A 24997-nucleotide genomic window follows, 5' to 3' on the forward strand; every position below is an offset into this window, starting at 1 on the left:
AAGGTTTTAAGCCTTGACAAGGATCAAAAAGAGCAAGTGTCTCAAAACGTTTACAAAATGAAGGAAAAGTTATACATCATAAAAATTGGAGGAGCTTTAATTGATGATGAGGAATTATTAACTCAATTCTTAGAACAATTTTCTGAAATCCAGGAAAAGAAAATCCTTGTTCACGGCGGTGGTAAATTGGCAACAACTTTGGCTGATAAACTGGGTATTGAGCAGAAGATGATTAATGGAAGACGGATTACGGATAAAGATACATTGGATATTGTAACGATGGTATATGCGGGAGGGATCAATAAGAATATTGTTGAAAAACTGCAACAAAAAAACTGTAATGCAATAGGCTTTTCCGGTGCGGATGGCAATTTGATTAAAGCTAAAAAAAGAGAACATCCGGATATTGATTTTGGTTTTGTAGGGGATATTAATAAAAAAAGTGTGAATAAGAAATTGGTTTCAAAATTCATGAAGCTCGACCTTATTCCTGTATTTTCAGCGATTACCCACGACAAAAAAGGAAATCTTTTCAATACCAATGCAGATACCATTGCATCAGTGATGGCGCAGGCTTTATCATCGAAATTTGAGGTCGAATTATTATACTGTTTTGATAAAGAAGGAGTGCTTGAAAATGTAGATGATCCGGAATCATTGATCAAAAGTATGAACGGTGAAGATTTTGATGTGTTGAAAAAAGAAGGAAAGCTGCATAAAGGGATTTTACCCAAACTTGAAAATGCTCTTGGAGCGATAAAAAATAACGTAAATAAGGTGTTTCTGATTAAAGAAACCCAATTGAAAAATCATATAGAGAATCATCATGCAGGAACTGAAATCTGTTTATAATAAAGAAGAATTGCTGAATAATGCAGTTGAATTGCTGAAAAATCTGATTGAAATTCCTTCATTCAGTAAAGATGAATTCAATACATCGGTGGAGATTGAAAATTTCTTCAAAAAACATCAGATTCCGACCAAGCGTTTTAAAAATAATATTTGGGCAGTCAATAAAAATTTTGATGCAGGTAAACCCTCTGTTTTACTGAATACCCATCATGATACAGTAAAACCTAATAACGCCTATACTTTGGATCCGTTTGTGCCGATCGAAAAAGACGGGAAACTTTATGGTTTGGGAAGCAATGATGCCGGAGCTTCTCTGGTTTCTATGGCACAGGTTTTCCTGTATTTTTATGATAAAGAAGATTTAAAATATAATCTGGTAATTGCTTTAACTGCAGAGGAGGAGATTTCAGGATTTGATGGAATAGAAGCTTTATTTCCACAGTTACCCAACATAGAATTTGCCATTGTAGGAGAACCCACACAGATGAATTTGGCGATTGCCGAAAAAGGACTGCTTGTGATTGATGGGGAAATGAAGGGAACTCCTTCCCATGCTGCTCATCCTAATAATGATAACTCGATTATAAAATGTATGCAGGATCTGCAGCATATTTTAGAATTTAAATTCCCAAAAGTTTCAGAATATCTGGGAGAGGTAAAAGTGACTTTATCAGGCATTAATGCCGGAGTACAGCATAATGTGGTACCTGAATCCTGTCATTTTACACTGGATGTAAGGGTGACAGATGAATACTCCAATAAAGAAGCTTTTGAAATGATTCAGTCTCAAATGGAATCAACACTTACAGCGAGATCTTTCAGACTCAATTCTTCGAAAATTGAAATGGATCACCCGTTTGTACAGGCAGGTCTTGAAATTGGCAGGACAACATATGGTTCTCCCACCTCTTCGGATCAGGCCATTATTCCATGTACATCAGTGAAAATAGGCCCCGGAGACAGTAGGCGCTCTCACACTGCGGATGAATTCATCTATGTTCATGAAATAGAAGAAGGGATTGCGGTCTACATCCAAATTCTGGAAAAAGTGTTATAAAGATATCAGATACTAAATCTCAGATCTCAGATACAAAGAGTCTGGCATTTGAATATCTAAAAATATATGTTTTGACAACGCTCAGCAGGTAGAAAGTTTAAGTTTTTAATAAGGATTTATGCAAAAAAGAAAATTAAAAACGGAAACTTTTATTGAGGAAATGTTTTTTTATAGTTAATAGTAATTTTAAGGAATGCCTGCTGGGCATGTCAAAACCAATTAATATTTTAAATAGTTACATATGAAAAAGATATGGCAGAAGGATAACCTTGCCACCAATATATTAGTCAATCAGTTCACCGTAGGAAAAGATCTTGACTTTGATGAGCGTTTGGCAAAATACGATGTAAAAGGCTCTATGGCCCATTGTAAAATGCTTGCAGAAACAGGGATTATTTCCGATGAAGAATCAGAGCAGATGTTATTTGTTTTGAATGAAATTTTAGAAAAAATTGAAAAAGGTAGTTTTGAAATTGATAAAGAAGCTGAGGATATCCATTCTCAGATAGAAGCTATTCTCATTGAAGAATTAGGCGATACAGGAAAGAAAATCCATACTGCAAGATCAAGAAATGATCAGGTGTTGCTGGATATCAAACTCTATTTACTGGATGAGATCCGTGAGATAACGGCGCTTACAGATGAGTTTTTTCAGATTTTAATCAAACTGGCAGATCAGCATAAGGATGTTTTACTGCCCGGATATACTCATCTTCAGATTGCTATGCCTTCGTCTTTCGGGCTTTGGTTTGGAGCTTATGCAGAAGCACTTTTAGATGATGTTGAAATGCTGTTTTCAGTGAAAAATATCATCAATAAAAATCCATTGGGATCTGCAGCAGGTTATGGTTCGTCTTTTCCTATTAACCGTGAGAGTACAACGTATAATTTAGGCTTTCAGTCGATGAACTATAACTCAGTGTATGCACAGATGACCCGTGGGAAATCAGAAAAATTACTGGCAATGTCAATGGCAACATTGGCAGGAACACTGGGGAAGTTTGCTTATGATGTTTGTCTGTATTTGAATCAGAATTTTGATTTTATAAGTTTTCCAAAAGAATTTACAACGGGCAGCAGTATTATGCCCCATAAAAAGAATCCGGATATCTTTGAATTGGTTCGTGCAAGATGTAACAGAATACAGTCTCTTCCGAATGAGCTTATCCTGCTAACGAATAATCTTCCGTCGGGATATCACAGAGATGTACAGCTGACTAAGGAAATTCTTTTCCCGGCGATTGACTCTCTGAAAGAATGTCTGGAGATTTTAAGCTATACCTTACCCAATATCCAGGTAAAAGACGGGATTCTGGAAGATGAAAAATATAAATATCTTTTCAGCGTAGAAAAGATCAATGAAGAAGTGAAAAATGGAAGTTCTTTCCGTGACGCCTATGTGAAAGTAGGACAGGAGATTGAAAATAATGCATTCGATTTTGAACCGGGAAATCTTGATCATACGCATCAGGGGAGTATAGGAAACCTCTGTCTGGATAAAATAGAATATCAGTTCAATAAACTGAAAAATAAATTATTGGGTTAGAATCTAAGCCATTGAGGTCATCAAAAACTTAAGCAAAAAAATCAGTAGAATTTCTAAAATTATTTTAGCCTGCTGCCTTTTCGTTGTGAAACCTTAATCTTATAAATCTTACCTGCTTAAATGATCTTAATGGTTAGATTTTATTCCGCTCTTTGAATTTGATGATTGATTTTAAAACTTTGAAACTATTGAGTATAGTTGGAAATTAAGAAATTTTATCGGAGATAAAATCTTTGCGCCTTATAGCATAAAGGATATAAATTTCTTTTGCGTCTTTGCGTTTTTCTAACAAAATAAGAGATTATAAAAACCAAAAAATGTTGGTATACGCAAAGACGCAAGGAATAATAAGTATTATTTTTAAGGTGCAAGAAAATCAAAGATTTCAGCAAGTGAAATTAATTTAAGTTTAAAAATGAAAAAATTATTCCAGGTCAATTTTGAATTTAGTGGATTTTTTTACCTCATGAAGAACAATGGAGCTATGGTATTGTCCGATATTGGGAAGGTTTGAGATGACATTGACTGCAAATTCATTATAGGAGTTAATGTCTTTTGCAATGATCTTTAGCATATAGTCATATTCCCCGGAAAGGCTGGTGATTTCCTGTACTTCATCATATTTTCCGATGTTTTTCTCAAAGGTTTCCAATACTTTCTTGGATTGCTCTTTAAGACGGACATTACAATAAACTATGATATTCAAACCCAGTTTTTCACGGTTTAAAAGACCTACATATTTTTCAATAATTCCGTGCTTCTCCAGCTGTTTGATCCGCTCATAGGTTGGAGTAAAGGTAAGGCCTATCTTTTCTGAAATTTCCTTAACAGATAGAGTAGAGTCTTCCTGAATAATGCTGAGAATCATTTTGTCTTTTAAATCCATAAACTAATTTGAGTGATAACAAAAATATTAATTTAAAATGAGAATAGGAAAATACTGAGGTTTTAAATTTTTTTGAAACTTTGTTTTTGTAGATTCGTAAAAATACTGTATCTTTGCACCTAATGAATAAAAAAGCATTTATATCATTAGATTTACCGGGCGAAAGCGCCCTTTACGATATTTATTGTTATTAAGCGAAGATCTTGTCTTCGCTTTTTTTATGCTCAAAAATTAAAGAATTATGTTTACGATTACAGAACTAAGCACCGAGAGAATCAACAGTATACTGACAGAAGCAATGGCTTTTGCGAATGGAAAAACTGCTAAAATTGAAGGAGAAGTTTTTTGCTCAAACCTTTTCTTTGAAGACAGTACAAGAACAAAGACGAGCTTTGATATTGCAGAAAGAAAGCTGGGACTTCAGGTTGTTCCTTTTGATGCTTCACACAGTTCGGTAAACAAAGGCGAGAGCCTTTATGATACGGTGAAGACCATTGAAAGTATAGGGGTAAACTTAGTAGTGATCCGCGATAAAAAGGACAGGTACTTTGAGGAATTGAAAAATATTAAGATTCCTGTGATCAATGGAGGAGACGGAACAGGAAATCACCCTTCACAGTGTATGCTGGATCTGATGACGATCTATCAGGAATTCGGAAGGTTCGAAGGATTAAAAGTAGGGATTGTAGGGGATGTAAAACACAGCCGTGTTGCCAATTCAAATGCTGAAGCCCTAAGAAGATTAGGAGCTAAAGTATACTTCTCAGGACCGGAACAATGGTTTGATGAAGGAGCTTTGATTAACGGAACTTACCTTTCAGTAGATGAACTGATTGCTGATGTAGATGTTCTGATGCTCTTAAGAATACAACACGAAAGACATGATGACGCGATGAGCTTTACAGCTTCCGACTATCATAAAAGATATGGCCTCACCAAAGAAAGGGAACGAGCGATGAAAAAAGAAGCAATTATTATGCATCCTGCACCTATCAACAGAGGGGTAGAAATAGATTCGGATCTTGTAGAATGTGAACGTTCAAGAGTTTTTAAACAAATGCAGAACGGCGTTTTCGCAAGAATGGCGATCCTGAAGGAAGCGCTGGAAGAAAAAGGATTTACGTTTAAGTAAATTGTAAAAAGTATAATGTACAAAGTAAAATGTACAAAATACAGATCGGAGAAAAGTACATTATACATTGTACACCCGACATTGTACAAAAAAAAATAATATAGAACAAGGAAGTCTGACTTCTAAGTTTTAAAATCTAATATCTAATTTTTAAAAATGAAGAAAAAATTAATACTGGAGTCCGGTGAAGTGTTTCATGGAGAAGGTTTCGGAGCAGAGTTGGAAACTGCAGGAGAAGTAGTTTTCAATACCGGAATGACAGGGTATCAGGAATTGATTTCTGACCCGTCGTACTGCGGTCAGATAGTTTGTATGACCTATCCGCTTATCGGAAATTATGGTATTAACCGTGATGATTATGAAAGTATCGAGCCTGCAATTAAAGGACTTATCGTAAAAGAACTTTGCGATCTTCCTTCTAATTTCCGTACTCAGATTACTTTAGATGAATTATTTAAAAAGAAAAACCTTTCAGGAATCTCAGGAATTGACACCAGAAGACTGACAAGAATTCTTCGTAACTATGGAGTAGTGAAAGGTAAAATTGTAAATGCTGATGCTGATGAAAGTGCAGTTGCTGCAGAACTAAAAACTACAAGTTTCCCTATCAACCAGGTGGAAACAGTTTCTACAAAAACACCTTATGCTAACCCTAATCGTGGGTTCAAAGTAGTCTTAGTAGATTTTGGAGCTAAACTGGGGATCATCAGAGAGCTGTCACAAAGAAATTGCGACATTATCGTTGTTTCTCAGGATACAACAGCAGAAGAGATCTTACTGATGAATCCTGATGGAATTATGCTGTCAAATGGTCCTGGAGATCCGGAAGATGTACCACACGCTTTGGATATGATCCGAGGTTTACTGGGGAAAGTTCCCATCTTTGGAATCTGTTTAGGACACCAGCTGATCGGATTAGCTTGCGGAGCAAAAACCTTCAAACTAAAATTCGGACACAGAGGAGGAAACCACCCGGTATTGGATCTGGAGAAAAACAAAGTGGCTATTACTTCTCAAAACCATGGGTATGCAGTAGATCAGGAAAGCTTAAAAGGAACAGATCTTATTGAAACCCACATCGCCTTGAACGACAGAACAAATGAAGGATTAAAACACAAAATCCACCCTTGTTTCTCCGTTCAGTACCACCCTGAAGCGAGCCCAGGCCCGGAAGATGCAAACTACCTTTTTGATGAGTTCATTGATCTAATGTACCAATTTAAAAATGTACCAGTTTAACAATAATTAAAATGATCAATTTCGAAAACAATCCTTTAATTGAAAAAACCGTTAAGTTCTCATTAGATATTATAGAGTTCTGTGAATTATTGGAAAATAAGAAGAAATTTGTTATTGCTAAACAATTATTACGTTCAGGAACAAGTATTGGCGCAAATTCTTTTGAAGCACAAAATCCCTACAGTAAAAAAGATTTTGTGAATAAAATGAAAATTGCTGCTAAAGAGCTTGAAGAAACAAAATATTGGCTATATCTGTGTAAACATTCTCAAAGTTATCCATTTGATGAAAAACTAGAAACACAGATTATAGAAATTGGAAAGATTATTTATAAAATTTTAAGCACAAGTTTATCAAAAGACAACAGTTTGTAAATATTGTTACACTGTTAAATTGATAGATTGTTACATTTTAAACCCCTATGAAAAGAAACGATATAAAAACAATTTTAGTAATCGGTTCAGGACCTATTATCATTGGTCAGGCAGCTGAATTTGATTACGCAGGAACGCAGGCTTGTCTGTCTTTGAGAGAAGAAGGCTACAAGGTTATTTTGATCAACTCAAACCCTGCAACAATTATGACGGATGTAGAGATCGCAGATAAAGTATATATCGAGCCGATTTCATTACAGTTTGTAAGCCACATCATCAGAAAAGAACGTCCGGATGCATTGTTACCAACACTGGGAGGTCAGACAGGGCTGAACATGGCGGTAGAACTGGAGAAATCAGGAATTCTTGAAGAATGCAAAGTGGAAGTATTGGGAACTACACTTTCTGCAATTAACAGAGCAGAAGACAGAGACCTTTTCCGTGAACTGATGAGAGAGCTGAACGAACCGGTTCCGGAGTCTGATATCGTTAATACAGTAGAAGGAGCAATTGCTTTTGCTGATAAAATCGGATATCCTGTAATTGTTCGTCCTGCCTTTACCATGGGAGGAACAGGAGGTGGTATCGCTTCCACGGAAGCTGAATTGAAGGAGATTGCTGAACTGGGATTGAAATATAGTCCTGTTACACAGTGTCTTATCGAGAAATCAATTGCTGGTTTCAAAGAAATTGAATATGAAGTAATGCGTGATGCAAATGACAACGCGATTGTGGTTTGTAACATGGAAAATATAGACCCGGTGGGAGTTCATACCGGAGATTCAATCGTAGTAGCACCTTCTCAGACCCTTTCAGACAGAGAGTATCAGTTATTGAGAAATGCTTCTTTAAAAATCATCAGAGCATTAGGAATTGAAGGAGGATGTAACGTACAATTAGCATTGGATCCACATTCTTTCGAGTACTATATCATTGAGGTAAACCCAAGAGTTTCCCGTTCTTCAGCACTTGCAAGTAAAGCAACAGGATATCCTATTGCCAAAATTGCTGCCAAAATTGCTGTAGGATTGACACTTGATGAAATTATGAACCCGGTGACAGGAAAAACATATGCGTGTTTTGAGCCGGCGCTGGATTATGTAGTTACTAAATTCCCAAGATTCCCATTTGATAAGTTCGAAACTGCCGACAGAAGACTTTCTACTCAGATGAAAGCAACAGGTGAAGTAATGGCTATCGGAAGAAATTTTGAGGAGTCTTTACAGAAAGCAATCCGTTCATTAGAAACAGGAATCAAACACCTTGGATTAAAAACAAAACAGGCTGAGGCTCTTACAGCAGAAGAAATTGAAAGAAGAATCAGAGTTTGTGATGACGAAAGATTGTTCATCATCGGAGATGCTTTAAGAAGAGGATACGATTGGGAACAGATTGTAGAATGGAGCAAAATAGATAAGTTCTTCATTTGGAAACTGAAAAAGTTAGTAGATTTCGAAAAAGTGATTGCTGATCATAAATTTGATAAAGAAACTTTAATTCAGGCTAAGAAACTAGGTTTTGCAGATATCAATATTGCTGTTCTTTGGGATGTAACGGAACGTGAAATTTTCAATTTCAGAAAAGAAAACGGAGTGATGCCGGTATACAAAATGGTAGATACCTGTGCCGCAGAATTTGAAAGTGAAACTCCCTATTTCTACGGAACCTATGAAGAAGAAAATGAAAGTGTTGTTTCCAATAAAGAAAAGATCATTGTGCTGGGTTCAGGACCTATCAGAATCGGACAGGGGGTAGAATTTGATTATGCTACAGTTCACTCGGTTTGGGCAATCAAAGAAATGGGTTACGAAGCGATCATCATCAATAACAACCCTGAAACAGTTTCCACAGACTTCTCTATATCTGATAAATTATACTTCGAACCTCTTACGGAAGAAGATGTAATGAACATCATCGACCTTGAAAAACCTAAAGGAGTAGTGGTTCAGTTCGGAGGGCAAACTGCGATCAACCTTGCAGATAAGTTAGCATCTCACGGAGTACAGATCTTGGGAACTTCTCTGGAAGATCTTGACAGAGCTGAAAACAGAGATAAATTTGAAAAAGCATTACAGGAGCTTGGAATTCCTCAGCCAAAAGGAAGAACTTCAACCTCAAAAGAAGAAGCAATAGAAATTGCCAACGAAATCGGTTATCCGGTATTGGTACGTCCAAGTTATGTTTTAGGGGGTAGAGCAATGGAGATTGTATACACAGAAGCAGAGCTTGCACACTATATGGAATTCGCAGTTGAAGCAAGCCCAGAACATCCCATTTTGGTTGACAAGTACATGGTAGGAAAGGAGATTGAAGTAGATGCAATCTGTGATGGTGAAACAGTAATAATTCCCGGAATTATGGAGCACATCGAAAGAGCAGGAGTTCACTCCGGAGACTCTATTGCAGTGTATCCGCCACAAAATATTTCACAAAGCGAAGTTGATACTTTAGTAGACTATACAAAGAGACTGGCAAAAGGACTGAAGGTTATAGGATTAATGAATATCCAGTACGTACTTTTCGAAGGAAATGTATATGTAATCGAAGTGAACCCGCGTTCTTCAAGAACAGTTCCTTTCTTATCTAAAATCACTGAGGTACCAATGGCTAACCTTGCTACAAAAGCAATATTAGGACAAAAACTGACAGATCTTGGTTACAAAGACGGGCTGGTTCCTAATAAAGAAGGTGTATTTGTAAAAGTTCCTGTTTTCTCTTTCTCAAAACTAACGAAAGTTGATATCTCTTTAGGACCTGAAATGAAGTCTACAGGAGAGGTTATGGGTAAAGATACAACGCTTGAAAAAGCACTTTACAAAGGTCTTGTTGCAGCAGGAAGAAAAGTTCCTATGCATGGTTCCATCCTGTTTACAGTAGCAGATAAGCATAAAGGAGAAGCCGCAGCTTTAGCAGCAAGATTCCATGAAGTAGGATTCAGAATCTGGGCTACAGAAGGTACCGCGAAGTTCTTTGGAGAAAAAGGAATCCCTTGCAAAATTGGATATAAAATAGGAGAAGAAAGTGTAAACCTTATCGATCTGATCCAGAAAGGAAAAGTTCAGTATGTTGTGAATACCACTACAAAAGGTAAACAGGCAGAAAGAGACGGTTTCCAGATCAGAAGAATGAGTGTGGAGAACGGTGTTCCTTGTTTAACGTCAATGGATACGGTAGAAGCTATTCTGAAAGTAATTGAAAGCATGAGTTTCAAAATGGAAACGATGTAATTTTCAGAAAATATAACACTATAAACCTCATAGATTTTTGAAATCTATGAGGTTTTTTTATCTCAATCAATTATATATCAACGCTAGGTTTGCCAGAGCTCTCCCTTACCTAATTTTTACTTTCTGTTATTGTGGCTAAATCTTCAATGAACAATACGTTTATCCAAATCAATTTGTTGATTTATTTCTTACATAGACTTCTGCAACAGAACTTTTTACTTTTAATTAAAACAATCTCCTGTAAACTATTAAAATTTGATTGTTGAAATACGTAAATTTGAGAACCACAAGTATCAGTGATTATTATGGTGTTTACAGTTTCAATTATATAAATGATATTGTAAAACCTAAAGCTTTTAAAAAAATAAAAATCTAAAATCAGTTGATAAATCGGTTGTGGACAGTTCCGGTATTATCTTGGAAATTGCTCCGCAATCAACAGTAAGAATTGAAAAAACACATAATTCCCGATGGTATTGGGAAATTGATAATGTTGAGATAGATGGTAAAAAATTTAGCATTCAGGAATTAGAAAAAAGTCTGATAAAATTAGAAATGATTACGTTTACAAAATCAAATAAAAATTAATGATAATTTTTAAAAACACCATGCAAAGACAAATTTTACAACCTATTTTGATTATTATTTCCCTGATTTTAACCACAAACTCTATAGTTGGTCAGAAGAAAGAATTCAGGGATACTCAGGTGGATAGCCTGACTTTTTTAAATAACCGGAAAGTTGTAAACAGTTTAAATACTGAAGTTTTCAGGAAAAAAATATTCTCAAAAGATAGTATGCAGATTCCTTACAGGCTTTTAACTCCAAAAAATACTGCTAAGGGTAAGAAATACCCGTTAATCATCACTTTCCACAATTCAACCAGAATTGGCAATGATAATGAAAACCAGCTTGAACCGTTTGCCAAAATGTGGTTAAGGGACGAGATTTACAGTAAATACCATTGTTATGTAATAGCACCACAGTTCAGTAAGCGCTCTTCAAATTATGAAAAGAACAATGATAGTATTCAAATTTCAAAACCTTCTCATGAAGTTTTTGCTTTATTGGACTTGATAAAAAATGTAGAAAAAGAATATCCGGATATTGATAAAGATAGGATTTATTTGATAGGGTACTCTATGGGGGCATCAACGGCACAAAACCTGATGAATATTCAGCCGGACAAATTTGCGGCCCTGGTATCGGTAGCTGCTGTTCCGGATTTTTCGAATCTTAGAAAGATAAATAAGAAAAATATCTGGTTGATTCACGGAGAAAAAGATACTGAAAATCCGTACATCGGAAGTGTAGAATTATTTAACAGGATGTCTTCAGATCCTAACCTAATTTTCACCACCTTCACTTATCTCAATCACAATACTATTGTTATTCCGTTTTTACTGACGGAAGAAATTCCAAAATGGTTGTTTAAAAAACATAAATAGAAAACTGTAGATAGATATAAAATATAGTAAATTCAATTCAAATAAATGCTGTTAATTTTCTTTCAGTCTTTCGATTTTAAGATAGTTGGCTTGCTGAAAACATATTTAAATTTCTATTTTTTTGTGTTTCCATAAGAATATGTCTTCTGGTGTATAAAACATCTTATATTTTTTTTGCTGATTTATGTAAGAGGTTGTAAATTAGGGGGTCATAAATACTTTGTTTTTAAATATATTTTAGAAATTAATAAAAACTCCACCAAATCAGAAATAACCATGGCAGAATATCTTGCAAAATCAAATAATTCTTTATCCTTTGAGGTGACACAGGGTGGCCAGTTGATAGGAAAACTTACCTACGGAAGCTGGTTTAATTTTAATGCGATAGCAGAAATTGCAAACGTAACCTATCAGATTGAGCCTAAGGGTTTTTGGGGGACCACTATTGAGCTGAAAGATAATGAAAAAGTACTCTTAAAGTTCAGAATGAACTGGAACGGAGAAATTGTAGTCCAGACTTATTTTAATGGGATAAAAAATGGATTTCTTTTTAAACACAGAGGTATTTTTAAAGAATCATTTGTATTGACTGATCAGGAGGGAATTGAGCTTTTAGTAATGAAGCCCAACCTCAAATGGAGTACCTTAAATTACGAATATGATATCACAACCTCTGATGCCTTTGAAACATTTCCTGATAAAGAAATTGTACTGATCAATGCCTTACACTGTGCCAATTATTATATGTCGATGATGATGTCTGCAATAATATAGCAACATAACTACAATAAATATACTGAAGATATTATTATACTTACTCCATTCATTATGGAACAAACAAGAAAATATAGAATTAAATATCATCAAACGATGGAGTAAAGGGTTTCTGAAATTTCAGAAACCCTTTATTTATGGCCTTTTTTATTCAGATAATTTTATGATTTGTATCATATTTTTATTTAGAATTAATAAAAATAATATAGTTTTGCAATACTAAACTTAATTATACAATGAAAAGGACAATTATTTCTGCGGCTTTATTAGCCGTATCTATGCTGAGTGCTCAGGAAAAAGATACGGTTAAAATAGCTGAAATTCAGGCAGTATCTCTGCAAGGAACTCATAATTACAGAACCAAGAAATCAGAATCAGTAGCAAGACTTCCATTGGAAAATCTTGAAAACCCTACTGTTTATAACCTTGTTCCGAAAGAAATTATCAGTGAAATGAGTGCTGTGGATTTCAATACGGCAATGGCTTCAGCTCCGGGAGTGGTGGTGAATAACAGTGTGAACGATAGTGGAAATGATATTTTCCTGAGAGGGTTCAGTTCTTCTGCGAATTTTAGAAACGGGTTGATCCAAAACCCGAGAGTACAGTCTGAAATTGCTAATATAGAAAGAATAGAAGTAATCAAAGGACCTTCAGGAACGCTGTTTGGAGGAACATTAGCTAATTATGGAGGAGTAGTAAATGTAGTGACTAAAAAGCCACAGGAAAATTTTGGTGGAATCATCAACTATACTACCGGAAGCTGGGGAATGAACAGAATCACTGCAGACATCAATACTCCGTTGAATAAAGAGAAAACAGCTTTAGCAAGATTTAATGTGGCTGCCTATTCTCAGGACTCTTTCCAGGATGCAGGGTACAATAAAGGATTGTTTTTCTCAGGAAGTATTTTATATAAAGTAAGTGATAAAACTACCGTAACATTGGATACCGAATTCCATTCGCCGGAGAAAACACTGAATGCCTACGTGAGGCAGTCTGAAAAGCTGACCTTTCACTCTATGAAAGACCTTGCAGCCATTCATGGCAGATCATTTACAAGCAATGACATAGGATCAAAAAGAACCAATTTCGTTACCATGGCTGAAGTTACCCATAAATTTAATGATCAGTGGACTTCCAGAACGTCTTACCAGAGAGGAGAAGCTAACGAAAACGAATCTATATTTTTAGTATTGAACTATTTAAATGACAATTCTGTAAGCAGAAGTATCCGCCCTTTTGATAATTATAAAATTACCACAGATAATATTCAGCAGAACTTTATTGGAGACTTTAAAATAGGAAAACTGAGAAACCGTCTGGTTGTAGGATTTGATTATTTCCACCAGAATAGTAAAAATCAGTATCCTGTCTATAAAGTGGGTAAGAATGATTCTTCCGTATTTGTTCCGTATCCTTTAAACGGTGTCATTGTAGACAAAGATCAGCCTCAGCCTGCAGATGTCGTTTTACTGAATGGAACTTCTGACTGGACTTCAATTTCCCGGGATGTCGTGAAGGCACTTCCAAGAAATGGGACCAAATACGAAATATCACAATACAGTACGTACAGTGCATATGTTTCTGATGTTTTAAATATTACGGATAATTTCCTGGTAATGGCAAGCTTAAGAATGGATCATTACAAAAATGATGATAGTAAAAGAAACGGGGTTCCCGAAAATGACGGGTACAACCAGACCCAGTTTTCTCCAAAATTTGGGTTAGTCTATGAAATTAAAAAAGATGAAATTTCGTTCTTTGCCAACTACGTAAATGGATTTAAAAATATAGCCCCTTCACCTAACCAGGATGGAGTCCTTACAAAATGGGATCCTGAGCAGGGAAATCAGTTTGAAGCCGGTTTTAAACTGGATTTATTCGGGAAGAAATTGCTTTCAACCATTACCTATTACAATATGAATGTTAAAAACAGGGTGATTGCTGACCCGGGAGGTATGGGAAGCAGACAGGACGGAAATATCAAAAACCAGGGGTTTGAAATGGACGTGGTCATAAACCCGGTGAAAGGATGGAATATCGTAGGAGGATACGGGTATAACGATAACCGTTATGATGACAGAGGTAAAGATGCCGGAAAAAGAATTGCATGGACACCTAAACATGTAGCCAATTTATGGACCAGCTATAAAATTATGGACGGCGCTTACGAAGGATTAGGCTTCGGAGCAGGGTTCAATTTTGTAGATAAAACTTATATCAATATTACCAACCATTTTCTGGCACCTTCATACACTTCTGTAGGCGCTACTATTTTCTATGATAAGAAGAAATACAGAATTGGTCTGAAAATGAATAATGCCCTGAATGAGACTTATTGGAACTTTTATGGCCAGCCACAAAAGCCAAGAGAGGTTCTTGCCAACTTCACATTTAAATTTTAATTAAAATTAAAAATTATTTAAAAAAGATATAATTTGTTGGGAAAGCCTTACAAGCAGTATGGATGGTAATCCCTTGCTCCTTTGTGCTTTCCAACAATTATAGTTATAGATAACCGGATAATTTAGATATGGATAATAAAAAAACTAACCCCAAGAAAAAACAGGGGAAATCCCTGACCAAACGGATTACAGGCTGGCTGCATCTCTGGCTGGGACTTGTTTCCGGAATTATTGTACTGACTGTAACACTTTCAGGAACAGTATTCGTCTTTTGTGACGAAATTATAGATCTGTGTGGTGGAAGTGCCAAATATGTTCAGGTTCCTGCCGATGCAAAGAAAAAGTCTCCTGAAGAACTCCTTACCCAATTTCATCAGCAGGTTCCGGACCGCAATGCATTTTATTTTGATACCTATAAAGAAGCAGACCGAAGCTTTAGAGTGGCTTCTGCCACCAAACCTCCTAAAGATAAAAATACAGAAAAAGCAGGAAAACCAAAAGGAAAGGGCCGTGGTCCCAGAGGAGTATTTGCCTATCATTACCTTGATCCTTATACCGGAAAAGTGATGGGCTCAACAAAGAGCTATGAGTTTTTCTATGTTGTTGCCCACATCCATGCTCAGCTATTGGCCGGAAAGTTCGGGAAAACGGTGGTAGGAGTAGCTTCTATTATATTTTTTATCCAGCTTATCGGTGGGCTTATCCTTTGGTGGCCCAAAAAATGGAATAAAACCACCAGGACAACTGCATTTAAAATAAAATCAGGAACAAAATGGCGCAGGAAAAATTATGATTTCCACAACGTATTCGGTTTTTATTCATTGCTCCCGGCAGTATTTATCACAATCACAGGGCTTATTATGGCTTATAAAGTGCTTACAGATCTTACACAAACCGTTTTTGGAGGCGTAGCTGATGCCCATAAAATTGCTGAAAAATTTGATCCTAAGTTTGATCCTGAAAAAAAAGCATTGCCTTTTACGGCGTTTATAGATAGAAATTTTAAAGAAATTCCTGAAGCAAAACAGATCAGGATGAGTGTTCCAAGAAATGACTCAGCGACTGTTTATAATGTAGTGGCAGCCCAATTTATCGGCTTAAAAAGTATTACAAACGGTAAAAGCAGGGAAATCAATAAATATACAGGAAATGAAATCATCTATCCGAAAGAGGTTCTGATGCATGAAGCGATTGAACATATGAATTTTGACCTGCATGTCGGCTATTGGGGCGGAATGTTTGGGAAAATCTTCACTTTCGTTATCGGAATTATCTGTACAAGCCTTCCGGTAACGGGATTCCTGATCTGGTGGGGAAGGAAAAATAAATCAGCGAAAAAGACAAAGGAAATCAAAAATATTCATCAACATACAAAAGACGAACATCATGAACAACTGGTTTAAATTTTTATGCCTTTCCCTATTTTTAATTCTTACTTCAAAGGCCAATGCCCAGGAAAAAGTAATAGTGGGAGAGAAGCAGGTTTTATTTTCAAAAATTTTAAATGAAAACAGAGAAGTTTGGATTCATCTTCCTAAAACCTATGACGACATCACAATTAATCCTGCAAAATATCCTGTAATCTATCTTTTAGATGGTGAAATTAATTTTGAATATTATGTCGGGATGACTGATTTTTTGGCCCGGACACCTTATGCTGATATTCCGGAATGTATTGTGGTAGGAATTAAAAATACAGAACGCACAAGAGATCTTACACCCACAAAGGCTCAAAAGAAAAGTCCGGTAAACCCTAATCTTACCCTTTTTGCCGACAGTGGAGGAAGTGAGAATTTTGTGAAATTCCTGCAGGAAGAACTGAAACCTTTTATCAGTAAGAATTACAGAACTCAGGAGTATTCTTTGCTGGTAGGGCATTCTTTTGGAGGACTGTTCGCCATTAATACTTTTCTTACCCATCCCGATTATTTCAATGCCTATGTTGCCAACGATCCCAGCTTATGGTGGGATAATAAGGTGTTGATCTCCAGAACTAAATATTATATTGAAAAGCATAAGAAATTTCCGGCGAAGAAGTCTCTGTTTGTATCCCAGGCAGATAATGAGGAACAGCAGAAAAACTGGAACTCCGATATGACCCAGGCCATAGAAGAGTTTAAAATAATAGTGGAAAACAATGGTTCGCTGAATTATAAACACCGTTTTTTTGAAGGAGAAGTACATGGTACCGTTTCTTATCCTGCAAATTATGAAGCCCTGAAGTTTATATTTAAAGGCTTCAGAACAGATATTAAGCAGCTTGCCAAAAATCCGGAATTGTTGGAAGAAGACTATAAAAAGCTGTCTGACAAAACAGGAACAGACTTCATACCATCAGAATCTTATCTGAATGTAGTGCTTAAATTTATGAAAAGTAATGAGTTCAAAGAATCTGAAAAGTATTTTATAGATCTGAAAAGCAGGCTTTATCCTAATGTAAAATAATGCTGGGCGGATAAGGAATTGAGTTTAAATAATTGTAAAAATAAAAGAGGCCGTCTCACAACTCGTGAAAACGGCCTTTTTTATGAAATTTTCCTGTACCCCTATATGAGAAGGGTTTTCGTTTAAATGATTCTCAACCCACATCGTTTAGTTGTGAGACAGCTTCTTTTGTCATTATTAGATAATTATAATAAGTTTTGGCTAAAGCCGATGGATGATTAATAAAATATAAAACGGGCTAAAGCCCGTTCCAATTGATAAATATGCTGTAATGACAGAATTTCTCATAAATGCTGCTGAGTAAATTACTAATGTCTGTTATCACAGTTGATTGTAAAATCTTTCTGATTTTTATCTAAAAATGTAATGGAAGGGCATCCAAAAGACTGTGCAATAAATCCAAAAATTACAGGAGGTTTCCCTTTGAACAGATAACCGGTCCATTGAGAATTGTTGGCCTCATCAGTATTGATTCCATTAAGGGGAGTAAATTCTGCCCCGTCACCGCCGGCTGTAGTAATTGTTTTTTCAAATGTTTTTTCATGGCGGTCATTGATTACTACCAATTTGCGCTCCTGAACCATTTCATCCTGAAGATAGTCCTGCAGATAATAGGTGAGATCCTCATATTTCGCCTGATAGGTATCTCCGGGTGTAAGCCTGGAAGACGTAAAGTATTTCTTCGAAATGTCCGCGCTCGCTTTCTTCCATTGAACAGGCTTCATTTTATGCTCAACAAAAGGGTTTTTATTCCCAAAATAGGCAACAGCATTCTCATATTTATTTCTGATATCCGGTTCTTTATGAGCTTCAATCTGAAACCCTACCATGTATGAAGAACCATCTACTTCTTCACCATCCATGGAATAGAAATCTAAATAAGCAACTGCTTTGAGCTTGTTTAATGGAAGTTTTTCCAGTTTGTTGAATTGATAATTGTAAAGGTAAAGTGAATCAGTCTCCGTAAGATGAAACCCGTCCAGTATTTTACTTCTGTGCTTCGAATCAAGCTCAATATACTGAAGCTGCTCAGGAGAAACATTTTTCTGATTGCTTAAAGCCTCTTTCTGTATAGGTTGGGGATCGTTATAAATATCTGATACAGAAATAAAAATATCTGACAGCGCATCTTTCTGTCCGGAGGAAATTACAGTGACACTGTAAATATTAAAATTTTTATAATCTATTTTTTCTTCCGTTGCTTTTGGAGTTTTTACAGAATCATTAGTAGCAGTAATTGCTGTTTCGGTGGGCTTCTTTTCATCCTTCTTGCAGCTGATAACCGCCAGTTGGGAAAATAAAAGTGCTGCGAAAATCCTAATCTTCTTCATAAATCTTTATTTGTAATGTTTTAATTTATTTTGTAGTAAGGTTCTGAATAATACTTACTTGGCTTGATATAAGCTGTATTTCTGTCTGCGTCAAAGATCCATATAAATCTGCGCAGCATATCAGCACCAAAATAGCTTACATTCTGTGTTTTAAGATTTCCCGAGAAAAAAGCCACGGAAATATCTTTGAAAACAAAATCCCCTAATTTTAAAAAAGGAAGAGTTCCCTGTTTAATGGCTAAACTTTCCGATTTGGAATTTCTCAGTTTTTTTTCTCCGGTTATTTTTAAATTTTTCTCCAGGTTTTTCTCCTCGGTAAACTGGTTACTGTAGAGTACGCTTCCCGAATATCCGGACTGAAGGACAAAATAAGCTTCCTGTTGTTTTTCGCCATCCACTACATTATCAGCGGCCACATAAAATACATCCTGATCCTTCGTAATCTTAATCGGTTGGTATCCCGTCAGGTCAGGGTTTTTATCATAGATTACAAACTGGCTGTTATCATAATCAATTTTAAAGGTTTTCCCTTCAAAAAGTGCTGTCCCGATTTTTCCATCGGCTTCGTAGCCTGTGAGCTGATTATCAAAAAAGCGAACGTTTTTCAAAGTTACTGAGCCAATATCCACCGTATTATGATCACTTATTTCTTCTTTATTGAAAATAATATGGTCTGCTTTTCTCTGCCGTTCCGGAGAAATAGAACCATCTTTCATCGCAATCTGAAACATCAGGTCCAGTGAATCTTTTTTGTTAACCTGGGACTTTACAATGATATTATTGTATTTCGTAATTCTGAAAGGAATAGTTTGCTGTGCCTGAATGCCAAGATAGCCGGCAAAAAGGAATAATAGAAGATTTGTTTTTTTGAGCATCGTTAGTAGTGATTGGTGTTAAAACTTTAAATTTACCCATTATCTTTGGATCAGCAAATAATATTGTGAAATGGTTGAGAAGTTACTTCAAAGCGGCCTTCATTGGGAAAAGAAAGAATTCAAAAGGAATGAGTTCCTGAAAATTGCAGGAAGTACAGATACCTACATTTATTTTATAGAGAACGGAAGTGTCCGGATCTTTATGACAGATGAACATGAAGAAAGGATTATCCGTTTCGGATATACCGGTAATATTATCGTTTCCCTGGATTCTTTTCTTTCCGGAAAACCATCCGGTCTGTACATTCAGGCGATTAAAAAAACAAAGGTAAAACTCGCCTCAAAGAAAGATTTTTATGAAGTTATTCAGTCGGATGGAGAGCATATGAAGTTTTGGATACAGGTGCTGGAAGATTTGGTTTTGCAACAGCTGGAAAGAGAAAAAGATCTGCTGATCAATTCTCCGCGGGAACGTTATAAAAGAGTTTTAAGAAGAAGCCCCAAGCTGTTCCAGGAGATTCCCAATAAATACATCGCAAACTATCTCAGGATGTCACCGGAAACATTATCCAGGCTTAAAAAATCTTGAGTTCAATCAAGATTTAAGAACCCAACGATCTGGATATTTGCATAAAAAATGACTATGAAAATTTCAACTTCACAATTGTTGAATGAATTGAAAAATAAGACCCAACAACATCTTCAGTATGCAGAAATGCTCTTACGGAAAACTGAAGATGAGTTAAATTTCAGGATATCAGCAGATAGCTGGAGTGTCCTGGAATGTCTGGAACATCTCAACCGCTATGGAGAATTCTATATTCCGGAAATCAGCCGTAAAATTTCTTCCTCTGTCACTTCTTCCCAATTAACTTTTAAGCCGGGTATTTTAGGAAATTATTTTGCTAAAACGATGCTTCCTAAAGAAAAAATCAATAAGATGAAAACACTTAAAGCGATGAATCCCATTCATAGTCAGCTGAATAAAAGTGTTATTGACGAGTTTATCAGGCAGCAAAAACAGATGTTTGAACTTTTGGAAAAAGCCGGACATATTGATCTGGAGAAAACAAAAACAGGAATCAGTATTTCAAAATGGATCAGCCTGAAATTAGGGGATACCTTTCGATTTGTTATTTATCATAACGAAAGACATATAATTCAGGCCGGAAAAGTTTTGAAGAACATTTGAAACATTGATTGATGAATTCTAAAAAAGTAGTAATTTTAAACTAATGGAAATCATCTGTCAAAAAACCATACAAACTCCGCTTGGAGAAATGATAGCCTGCGCAGTAGATCAGGGGATCTGTTTACTTGAATTCACGGACCGGAAAAATATTGAAAAGCAGTTTAAATCTCTGTCAAAAGTCCTGAATGCTGAAATAGTAGAAAAGGAACACTTCCATTTCATACAGCTGGAGAAAGAGCTTAAAGAATACTTTGATGGAAAGAGACTGCACTTTGAAGTTCCACTATTCATCACAGGAACGGAATTTCAGGAAAAAGTATGGCAGCTCCTCCGTGAAATTCCAATGGGAGAAATAAGAACCTATAAACAGCAATCTGAATTTTTAGGAAATCCGAAGGCCATCCGTGCAGTAGGAACAGCCAATGGTATTAATAAAATTGCCATTTTAATTCCGTGTCACCGTGTGATTGGCTCTAATGGGGAGCTGGTAGGCTATGCAGGAGGAATCTGGAGAAAACAGAAATTATTGGAACTGGAGAAAGCTATTTTGTTTTAAGAATAAAGAATAAAGAATAAAGAATAAAAGTGGTTAATAGTAGTGGCATTTCCTGCTTAGTACTAGTCATTCACATATTTTCCGTGCTTCAAAAATACCTGTCCATTTTTCGGTTGCATACCGCCTGGCAATATTGATACATTTGAAGAAAAATAATAATGATCAGTTTTAAAGATTTACATCAGGGTGAAGACCCTTTGTTATTAGGCAATGTATGGAATGTACAAAGTGCCAGGATATACGAGAAATTGGGCTATAAAGCACTGGCGACCTCAAGCTCGGCTGTGGCTCTTAGCTTAGGGTACGAGGATGGTGAGGAGATGAGCTTCGAAGAGTATTTTTATATTATTAAAAGAATCAAAGAATCCGTTTCTATTCCTTTATCTGTGGATCTTGAATCCGGATACGGAAATACAGAAGAGATCATTGTATCTAATATAATAAGGCTTCTGGAAATAGGAATTGCAGGAATTAATCTGGAAGATACCTATGTGGTGGATGGTAGAAGACTGCTGTTGGATAGAGAAGTATTTGCAGAAAAACTGAAGAATATTTTCTCAACACTGAAAGACAGAAGGAGTGACATTTTTATCAATATAAGAACAGATCCCTTTTTATTGGGAACGGAAAATGCATTGGAAGACTTTAAAGAGAGTGATGCTCTTCGAAGATCTTAAAGCTGACGGAGTTTTTGTACCATGCATTAGTAATGAAAATGATATAAAAACCGTAGTAAGCGCTACCAGGCTTCCTGTAAATGTTATGGCAGTACCAGGACTTCCGGATTTTAGTGTCCTTAAAAAATTAGGGGTAAAAAGAATTACTTCCGGAGCTTTTTTAAACAGATACATTTACCAACAGCTGGAAATAATGAGTGAAAATATTACGAACAATAAAAGCTTTGCCACTCTTTTTGCTTAATCATGGAAATAACTGACCAAATAATGTATGAAGCTTCTTTTAATAAAGACTCTTCATTTGAAGGAGTCTTCTGGATGGCAGTAAAGACCACTGGAATTTTCTGTCGCCCCACCTGTACGGCACGCAAGCCCAAATTTGAAAATGTGGAGTTTTTTACCAATACAAAAGACGCCATATTAAAAGGATACCGTCCGTGTAAAGTGTGTAAACCACTGGAAAATCCTGATGTAACCCCTGAGCATATAAAAAGACTGTTACAGGAAATTGCTGAAGATCCCTCATTGAAACTTAAAGATTATGATCTGGTAAAAAGAGGGCTGGAGCCTGCAACTGTTCGCCGGTGGTTCTTGAAACATCATGGAATTACCTTTCACACTTTTCAAAGAATGTCTAAGTTGAATGCCGCATTTAAAAAGCTTCAACAAGGTGAATCGGTTACAGAAGTGGCATTTGAAACAGGATATGAGAGTCTTAGCGGTTTCAATGAAAGCTTTAAAAATATTTTCGGGGTATCTCCTAAAAATAACAGGATAGAAAAGATTATTGATCTCAAAAGAATTGAAACCATGCTGGGAACCATGATCGCCTGTGCTGATGAGAAAGGGATCTGCCTTCTGGAGTTTTCCGATAGAAAAGCACTCCCTACAGAGCTGAAAAGTATTTCCAAACATCTTAATGCCAATATTGTACAAGGGGAAAATCCTCATTTTATGACCCTGGAAAAAGAACTTTCCGAATATTTTGAAGGAAAAAGAACCGTATTTACTGTTCCTCTTTCCCCCGTGGGAACCACCTTTCAGATACAGGTATGGGATATCCTGCAGACCATTCCTTATGGAAGGACAAGGAGTTATCAGGAACAGGCCGATATTTTAGGAAATCCTAAGTCTGTAAGGGCTGTAGCCAACGCCAATGGCTTTAATAAAATATCCATTATCATCCCCTGTCACCGTGTAATTGGAAGCAATGGTCAACTAACAGGTTATGGTGGAGGAATCTGGAGAAAACAAAAATTATTGGAATTAGAGAAAGCTATTTTGTTTTGATTTTCGTAATTTTAAACAAAAATTTACACGTGAAAAAGTTATTAGTTGCACTTTGCATCTCTGTTTCAGCATTCAGTTTTGCACAGGATTATTCCGTACCGGCAGCAAGCCCGCGTCAGAAGGTAGAACAGCAGTTTTCAATGTCTAAGATCTCTATAGATTACGGAAGACCGGGAGTGAAAGGACGTAAGATCTTCGGGGAACTGGTTCCCTACGGACAAGTTTGGAGAGCGGGAGCTAACTCGTCTACAAAAATTACATTCGGACAGGCCGTTAATTTTGGCGGAAAAACAGTTCCGGCAGGAACTTACGGATTATTCATTGTTCCTACAGAAAAAGAATGGAAAGTAATTTTGAATAAGGACTTCCAACAGTGGGGCGCTTACACTTACGACCCTAAACAGGATGTAGTAGATGTTACCGTACCTGTTAATAAATTAGCAGATAAACAGGAGTGGTTTGAAATTACCCTGAATCCTACAGATGAAAACTCAGGAAATTTAGTGATCAAATGGGACATGGCTCAGGCAGAAGTTCCATTGAAGCCCTCTAAACTGGATACCGTAATTAAGATTTCTGATAAACTAAAGGAAATCAAGAAGATAGAGTCAGATTCTACTAAAAAAAGCTAAACTATGAATTTTTCTGTTCAGCCTGTTTTAGAGAATGAAGAACTTCAATTAATCCCCTTACAGCAAGGGGATTTTGAATCTTTATATGAAGTAGCTTCCGATCCTAAGGTCTGGGAGCAGCATCCCAATAAAGACCGTTACCAGAGAAACGTGTTTGAAAACTTTTTTCTGGGTGCTATGGAGAGTGGTGGAGCTTTTAAAATCATTGAAAAAGCTACCGGAGATGTGTTGGGAAGCAGCCGCTACTACAACTTTGATGAAAATGACAGTCATATTTTTGTGGGCTATACTTTCTATGGGACAAAATCCTGGGGAAAAGGAATTAATCCGCAGGTTAAAAAGCTGATGCTGGATTATATTTTCCAATATGTAGATAAAGTTCATTTCCATATCGGAAAAGAAAATTTCCGCTCACAAAAAGCATTAGAAAAATTGGGAGGTAATAAAATAGCAGAAGAGGAAGTTGCCTATTTTGCTGAACCTACAAGAACCAACTTTGTATATGAAATCAAAAAAGAAAATTGGGCATGAAAAAATATAAAATCCAGCAATCGCCATTTATAGTTCCTACTACAGATGGTAAGCTGATTGAAGAGCACTGGGGGAACTCAACCGGAAATTCCAATGTTTCCATTGCTCACATGGTGGCACCTCCAGAGTGGAGCGAGCCTCATCAGACTCCGGAGTTTGATGAATTTACCTATATTATTTCAGGAAAGAAGCAATTTGAAATTGATGGTGAAATTGTAGAACTGGAAAAAGGACAAAGCATTCTTATTGAAAAAGGAGCAAGAATACGTTACAGTAATCCCTTTTCAGAACCTTGCGAATATCTGTCCATTTGTCTTCCTGCATTCTCTATGGAACTGGTCAATAGGGAAGTGGAAGGAGTAGATTAGAATATAAACACTTAGAATCTAACAAAGCAATCTCAATTTTGAGATTGCTTTGTTTATTTAAATACCTGTTAATACTAGATTTTTCACAATAGTAGTGCTTGTTATCTCTAATTATTTTGTAAGTTCGCGGACTTAAAAAAATAATAACTATTTAAAATAT

At 36.2% G+C, this 24997-nt stretch carries 22 protein-coding genes and 1 pseudogene; 20 read left to right on the top strand and 3 right to left on the bottom strand.

Features of this window, described 5'->3' with window-relative positions:
- Positions 1–57: 57 nt before the first annotated feature.
- The 3 genes from argB to argH all read left to right on the top strand — a co-directional run bounded on the left by argB (position 58) and on the right by argH (position 3455).
- A complete protein-coding gene (gene argB / locus MP477_RS15270) occupies positions 58–852 on the top strand; it encodes an acetylglutamate kinase (protein ID WP_257191072.1) in 795 nt (264 codons plus the stop codon).
- Positions 827–1909 carry a M20 family metallo-hydrolase gene (locus tag MP477_RS15275; protein WP_257191073.1) on the top strand — a complete coding sequence of 361 codons (1083 nt, stop codon included), beginning with the start codon at positions 827–829 and terminating at the stop codon, positions 1907–1909. The genes argB and MP477_RS15275 overlap by 26 nt, the downstream gene beginning before the upstream one ends.
- 241 nt (positions 1910–2150) lie before the next feature.
- Positions 2151–3455 (top strand): argininosuccinate lyase, encoded by a 1305-nt coding sequence (argH, locus tag MP477_RS15280; RefSeq protein ID WP_257191074.1) that lies wholly within the window; start codon positions 2151–2153, stop codon positions 3453–3455.
- A gap of 424 nt (positions 3456–3879) precedes the next feature.
- On the opposite strand, the gene MP477_RS15285 is transcribed toward argH, so the two are convergent.
- The gene (locus MP477_RS15285; RefSeq protein WP_047485178.1) at positions 3880–4341 is read right to left on the bottom strand and encodes an Lrp/AsnC family transcriptional regulator; all 462 of its coding nucleotides are present in this window, start codon (positions 4339–4341) and stop codon (positions 3880–3882) included.
- A 241-nt stretch (positions 4342–4582) separates the two neighbouring features.
- On the opposite strand from MP477_RS15285, the gene MP477_RS15290 reads away from it, so the two are divergent.
- From MP477_RS15290 to MP477_RS15330, 9 genes are all read left to right on the top strand, one after another.
- Positions 4583–5473 (top strand): aspartate carbamoyltransferase catalytic subunit, encoded by an 891-nt coding sequence (locus MP477_RS15290; RefSeq protein WP_230034781.1) that lies wholly within the window; start codon positions 4583–4585, stop codon positions 5471–5473.
- A gap of 156 nt (positions 5474–5629) precedes the next feature.
- Positions 5630–6712, top strand: a complete 1083-nt coding sequence (locus tag MP477_RS15295; protein ID WP_230034783.1) for a carbamoyl phosphate synthase small subunit — start codon at positions 5630–5632, stop codon at positions 6710–6712.
- 11 nt (positions 6713–6723) lie between these two features.
- Positions 6724–7086, top strand: a complete 363-nt coding sequence (locus tag MP477_RS15300; RefSeq protein ID WP_257191075.1) for a four helix bundle protein — start codon at positions 6724–6726, stop codon at positions 7084–7086.
- 47 nt (positions 7087–7133) lie between these two features.
- Positions 7134–10313, top strand: coding sequence for a carbamoyl-phosphate synthase large subunit (carB, locus tag MP477_RS15305; protein WP_230034793.1), 3180 nt, complete (start codon positions 7134–7136; stop codon positions 10311–10313).
- 608 nt (positions 10314–10921) lie between these two features.
- The gene (locus MP477_RS15310; protein WP_257191076.1) at positions 10922–11761 is read left to right on the top strand and encodes a prolyl oligopeptidase family serine peptidase; all 840 of its coding nucleotides are present in this window, start codon (positions 10922–10924) and stop codon (positions 11759–11761) included.
- 276 nt (positions 11762–12037) lie between these two features.
- On the top strand, positions 12038–12535 hold the full coding sequence (locus tag MP477_RS15315; RefSeq protein ID WP_257191077.1) for a hypothetical protein: 498 nt from the start codon (positions 12038–12040) through the stop codon (positions 12533–12535).
- A gap of 236 nt (positions 12536–12771) precedes the next feature.
- Positions 12772–14940, top strand: a complete 2169-nt coding sequence (locus tag MP477_RS15320; RefSeq protein ID WP_257191078.1) for a TonB-dependent siderophore receptor — start codon at positions 12772–12774, stop codon at positions 14938–14940.
- Positions 14941–15068: 128 nt separating this feature from the next.
- The gene (locus tag MP477_RS15325) at positions 15069–16343 is read left to right on the top strand and encodes a PepSY domain-containing protein (RefSeq protein WP_257191079.1); all 1275 of its coding nucleotides are present in this window, start codon (positions 15069–15071) and stop codon (positions 16341–16343) included.
- Positions 16327–17385: an alpha/beta hydrolase gene (locus MP477_RS15330; RefSeq protein ID WP_257191080.1), complete on the top strand. Its 1059-nt coding sequence runs from the start codon at positions 16327–16329 to the stop codon at positions 17383–17385. Before MP477_RS15325 ends, MP477_RS15330 begins: the two co-directional genes overlap by 17 nt.
- Before the next feature lie 308 nt (positions 17386–17693).
- Here the strand turns inward: MP477_RS15330 and MP477_RS15335 are convergent, their stop codons facing one another.
- On the bottom strand, positions 17694–18716 hold the full coding sequence (locus MP477_RS15335) for a hypothetical protein (RefSeq protein ID WP_257191081.1): 1023 nt from the start codon (positions 18714–18716) through the stop codon (positions 17694–17696).
- A gap of 20 nt (positions 18717–18736) precedes the next feature.
- The gene (locus tag MP477_RS15340) at positions 18737–19591 is read right to left on the bottom strand and encodes a hypothetical protein (RefSeq protein WP_257191082.1); all 855 of its coding nucleotides are present in this window, start codon (positions 19589–19591) and stop codon (positions 18737–18739) included.
- A gap of 70 nt (positions 19592–19661) precedes the next feature.
- Here MP477_RS15340 and MP477_RS15345 point away from each other — a divergent pair, with 70 nt between their 5' ends.
- The 8 genes and pseudogenes from MP477_RS15345 to MP477_RS15385 all read left to right on the top strand — a co-directional run bounded on the left by MP477_RS15345 (position 19662) and on the right by MP477_RS15385 (position 24837).
- On the top strand, positions 19662–20180 hold the full coding sequence (locus tag MP477_RS15345; protein ID WP_257191083.1) for a Crp/Fnr family transcriptional regulator: 519 nt from the start codon (positions 19662–19664) through the stop codon (positions 20178–20180).
- 54 nt (positions 20181–20234) lie between these two features.
- Entirely contained in the window at positions 20235–20783 is a 549-nt protein-coding gene (locus tag MP477_RS15350) for a DinB family protein (RefSeq protein WP_257191084.1), read from the top strand.
- A 43-nt stretch (positions 20784–20826) separates the two neighbouring features.
- Positions 20827–21339, top strand: coding sequence for a methylated-DNA--[protein]-cysteine S-methyltransferase (locus MP477_RS15355; protein ID WP_257191085.1), 513 nt, complete (start codon positions 20827–20829; stop codon positions 21337–21339).
- A 158-nt stretch (positions 21340–21497) separates the two neighbouring features.
- A pseudogene (locus MP477_RS15360) lies at positions 21498–22260 on the top strand (isocitrate lyase/phosphoenolpyruvate mutase family protein).
- A gap of 2 nt (positions 22261–22262) precedes the next feature.
- A complete protein-coding gene (locus tag MP477_RS22750) occupies positions 22263–23306 on the top strand; it encodes a bifunctional transcriptional activator/DNA repair enzyme AdaA (protein WP_306552769.1) in 1044 nt (347 codons plus the stop codon).
- A 29-nt stretch (positions 23307–23335) separates the two neighbouring features.
- On the top strand, positions 23336–23938 hold the full coding sequence (locus tag MP477_RS15375; RefSeq protein ID WP_047485699.1) for a DUF2911 domain-containing protein: 603 nt from the start codon (positions 23336–23338) through the stop codon (positions 23936–23938).
- Positions 23939–23941: 3 nt separating this feature from the next.
- A complete protein-coding gene (locus MP477_RS15380; RefSeq protein ID WP_257191086.1) occupies positions 23942–24469 on the top strand; it encodes a GNAT family N-acetyltransferase in 528 nt (175 codons plus the stop codon).
- On the top strand, positions 24466–24837 hold the full coding sequence (locus MP477_RS15385) for a cupin domain-containing protein (protein WP_257191087.1): 372 nt from the start codon (positions 24466–24468) through the stop codon (positions 24835–24837). The genes MP477_RS15380 and MP477_RS15385 overlap by 4 nt, the downstream gene beginning before the upstream one ends.
- The last annotated feature ends 160 nt before the right edge of the window (positions 24838–24997 follow it).

Origin of the sequence: Chryseobacterium sp. WG23, from assembly GCF_024586575.1 — a bacterium.
Classification (GTDB): Bacteria; Bacteroidota; Bacteroidia; order Flavobacteriales; family Weeksellaceae; genus Chryseobacterium.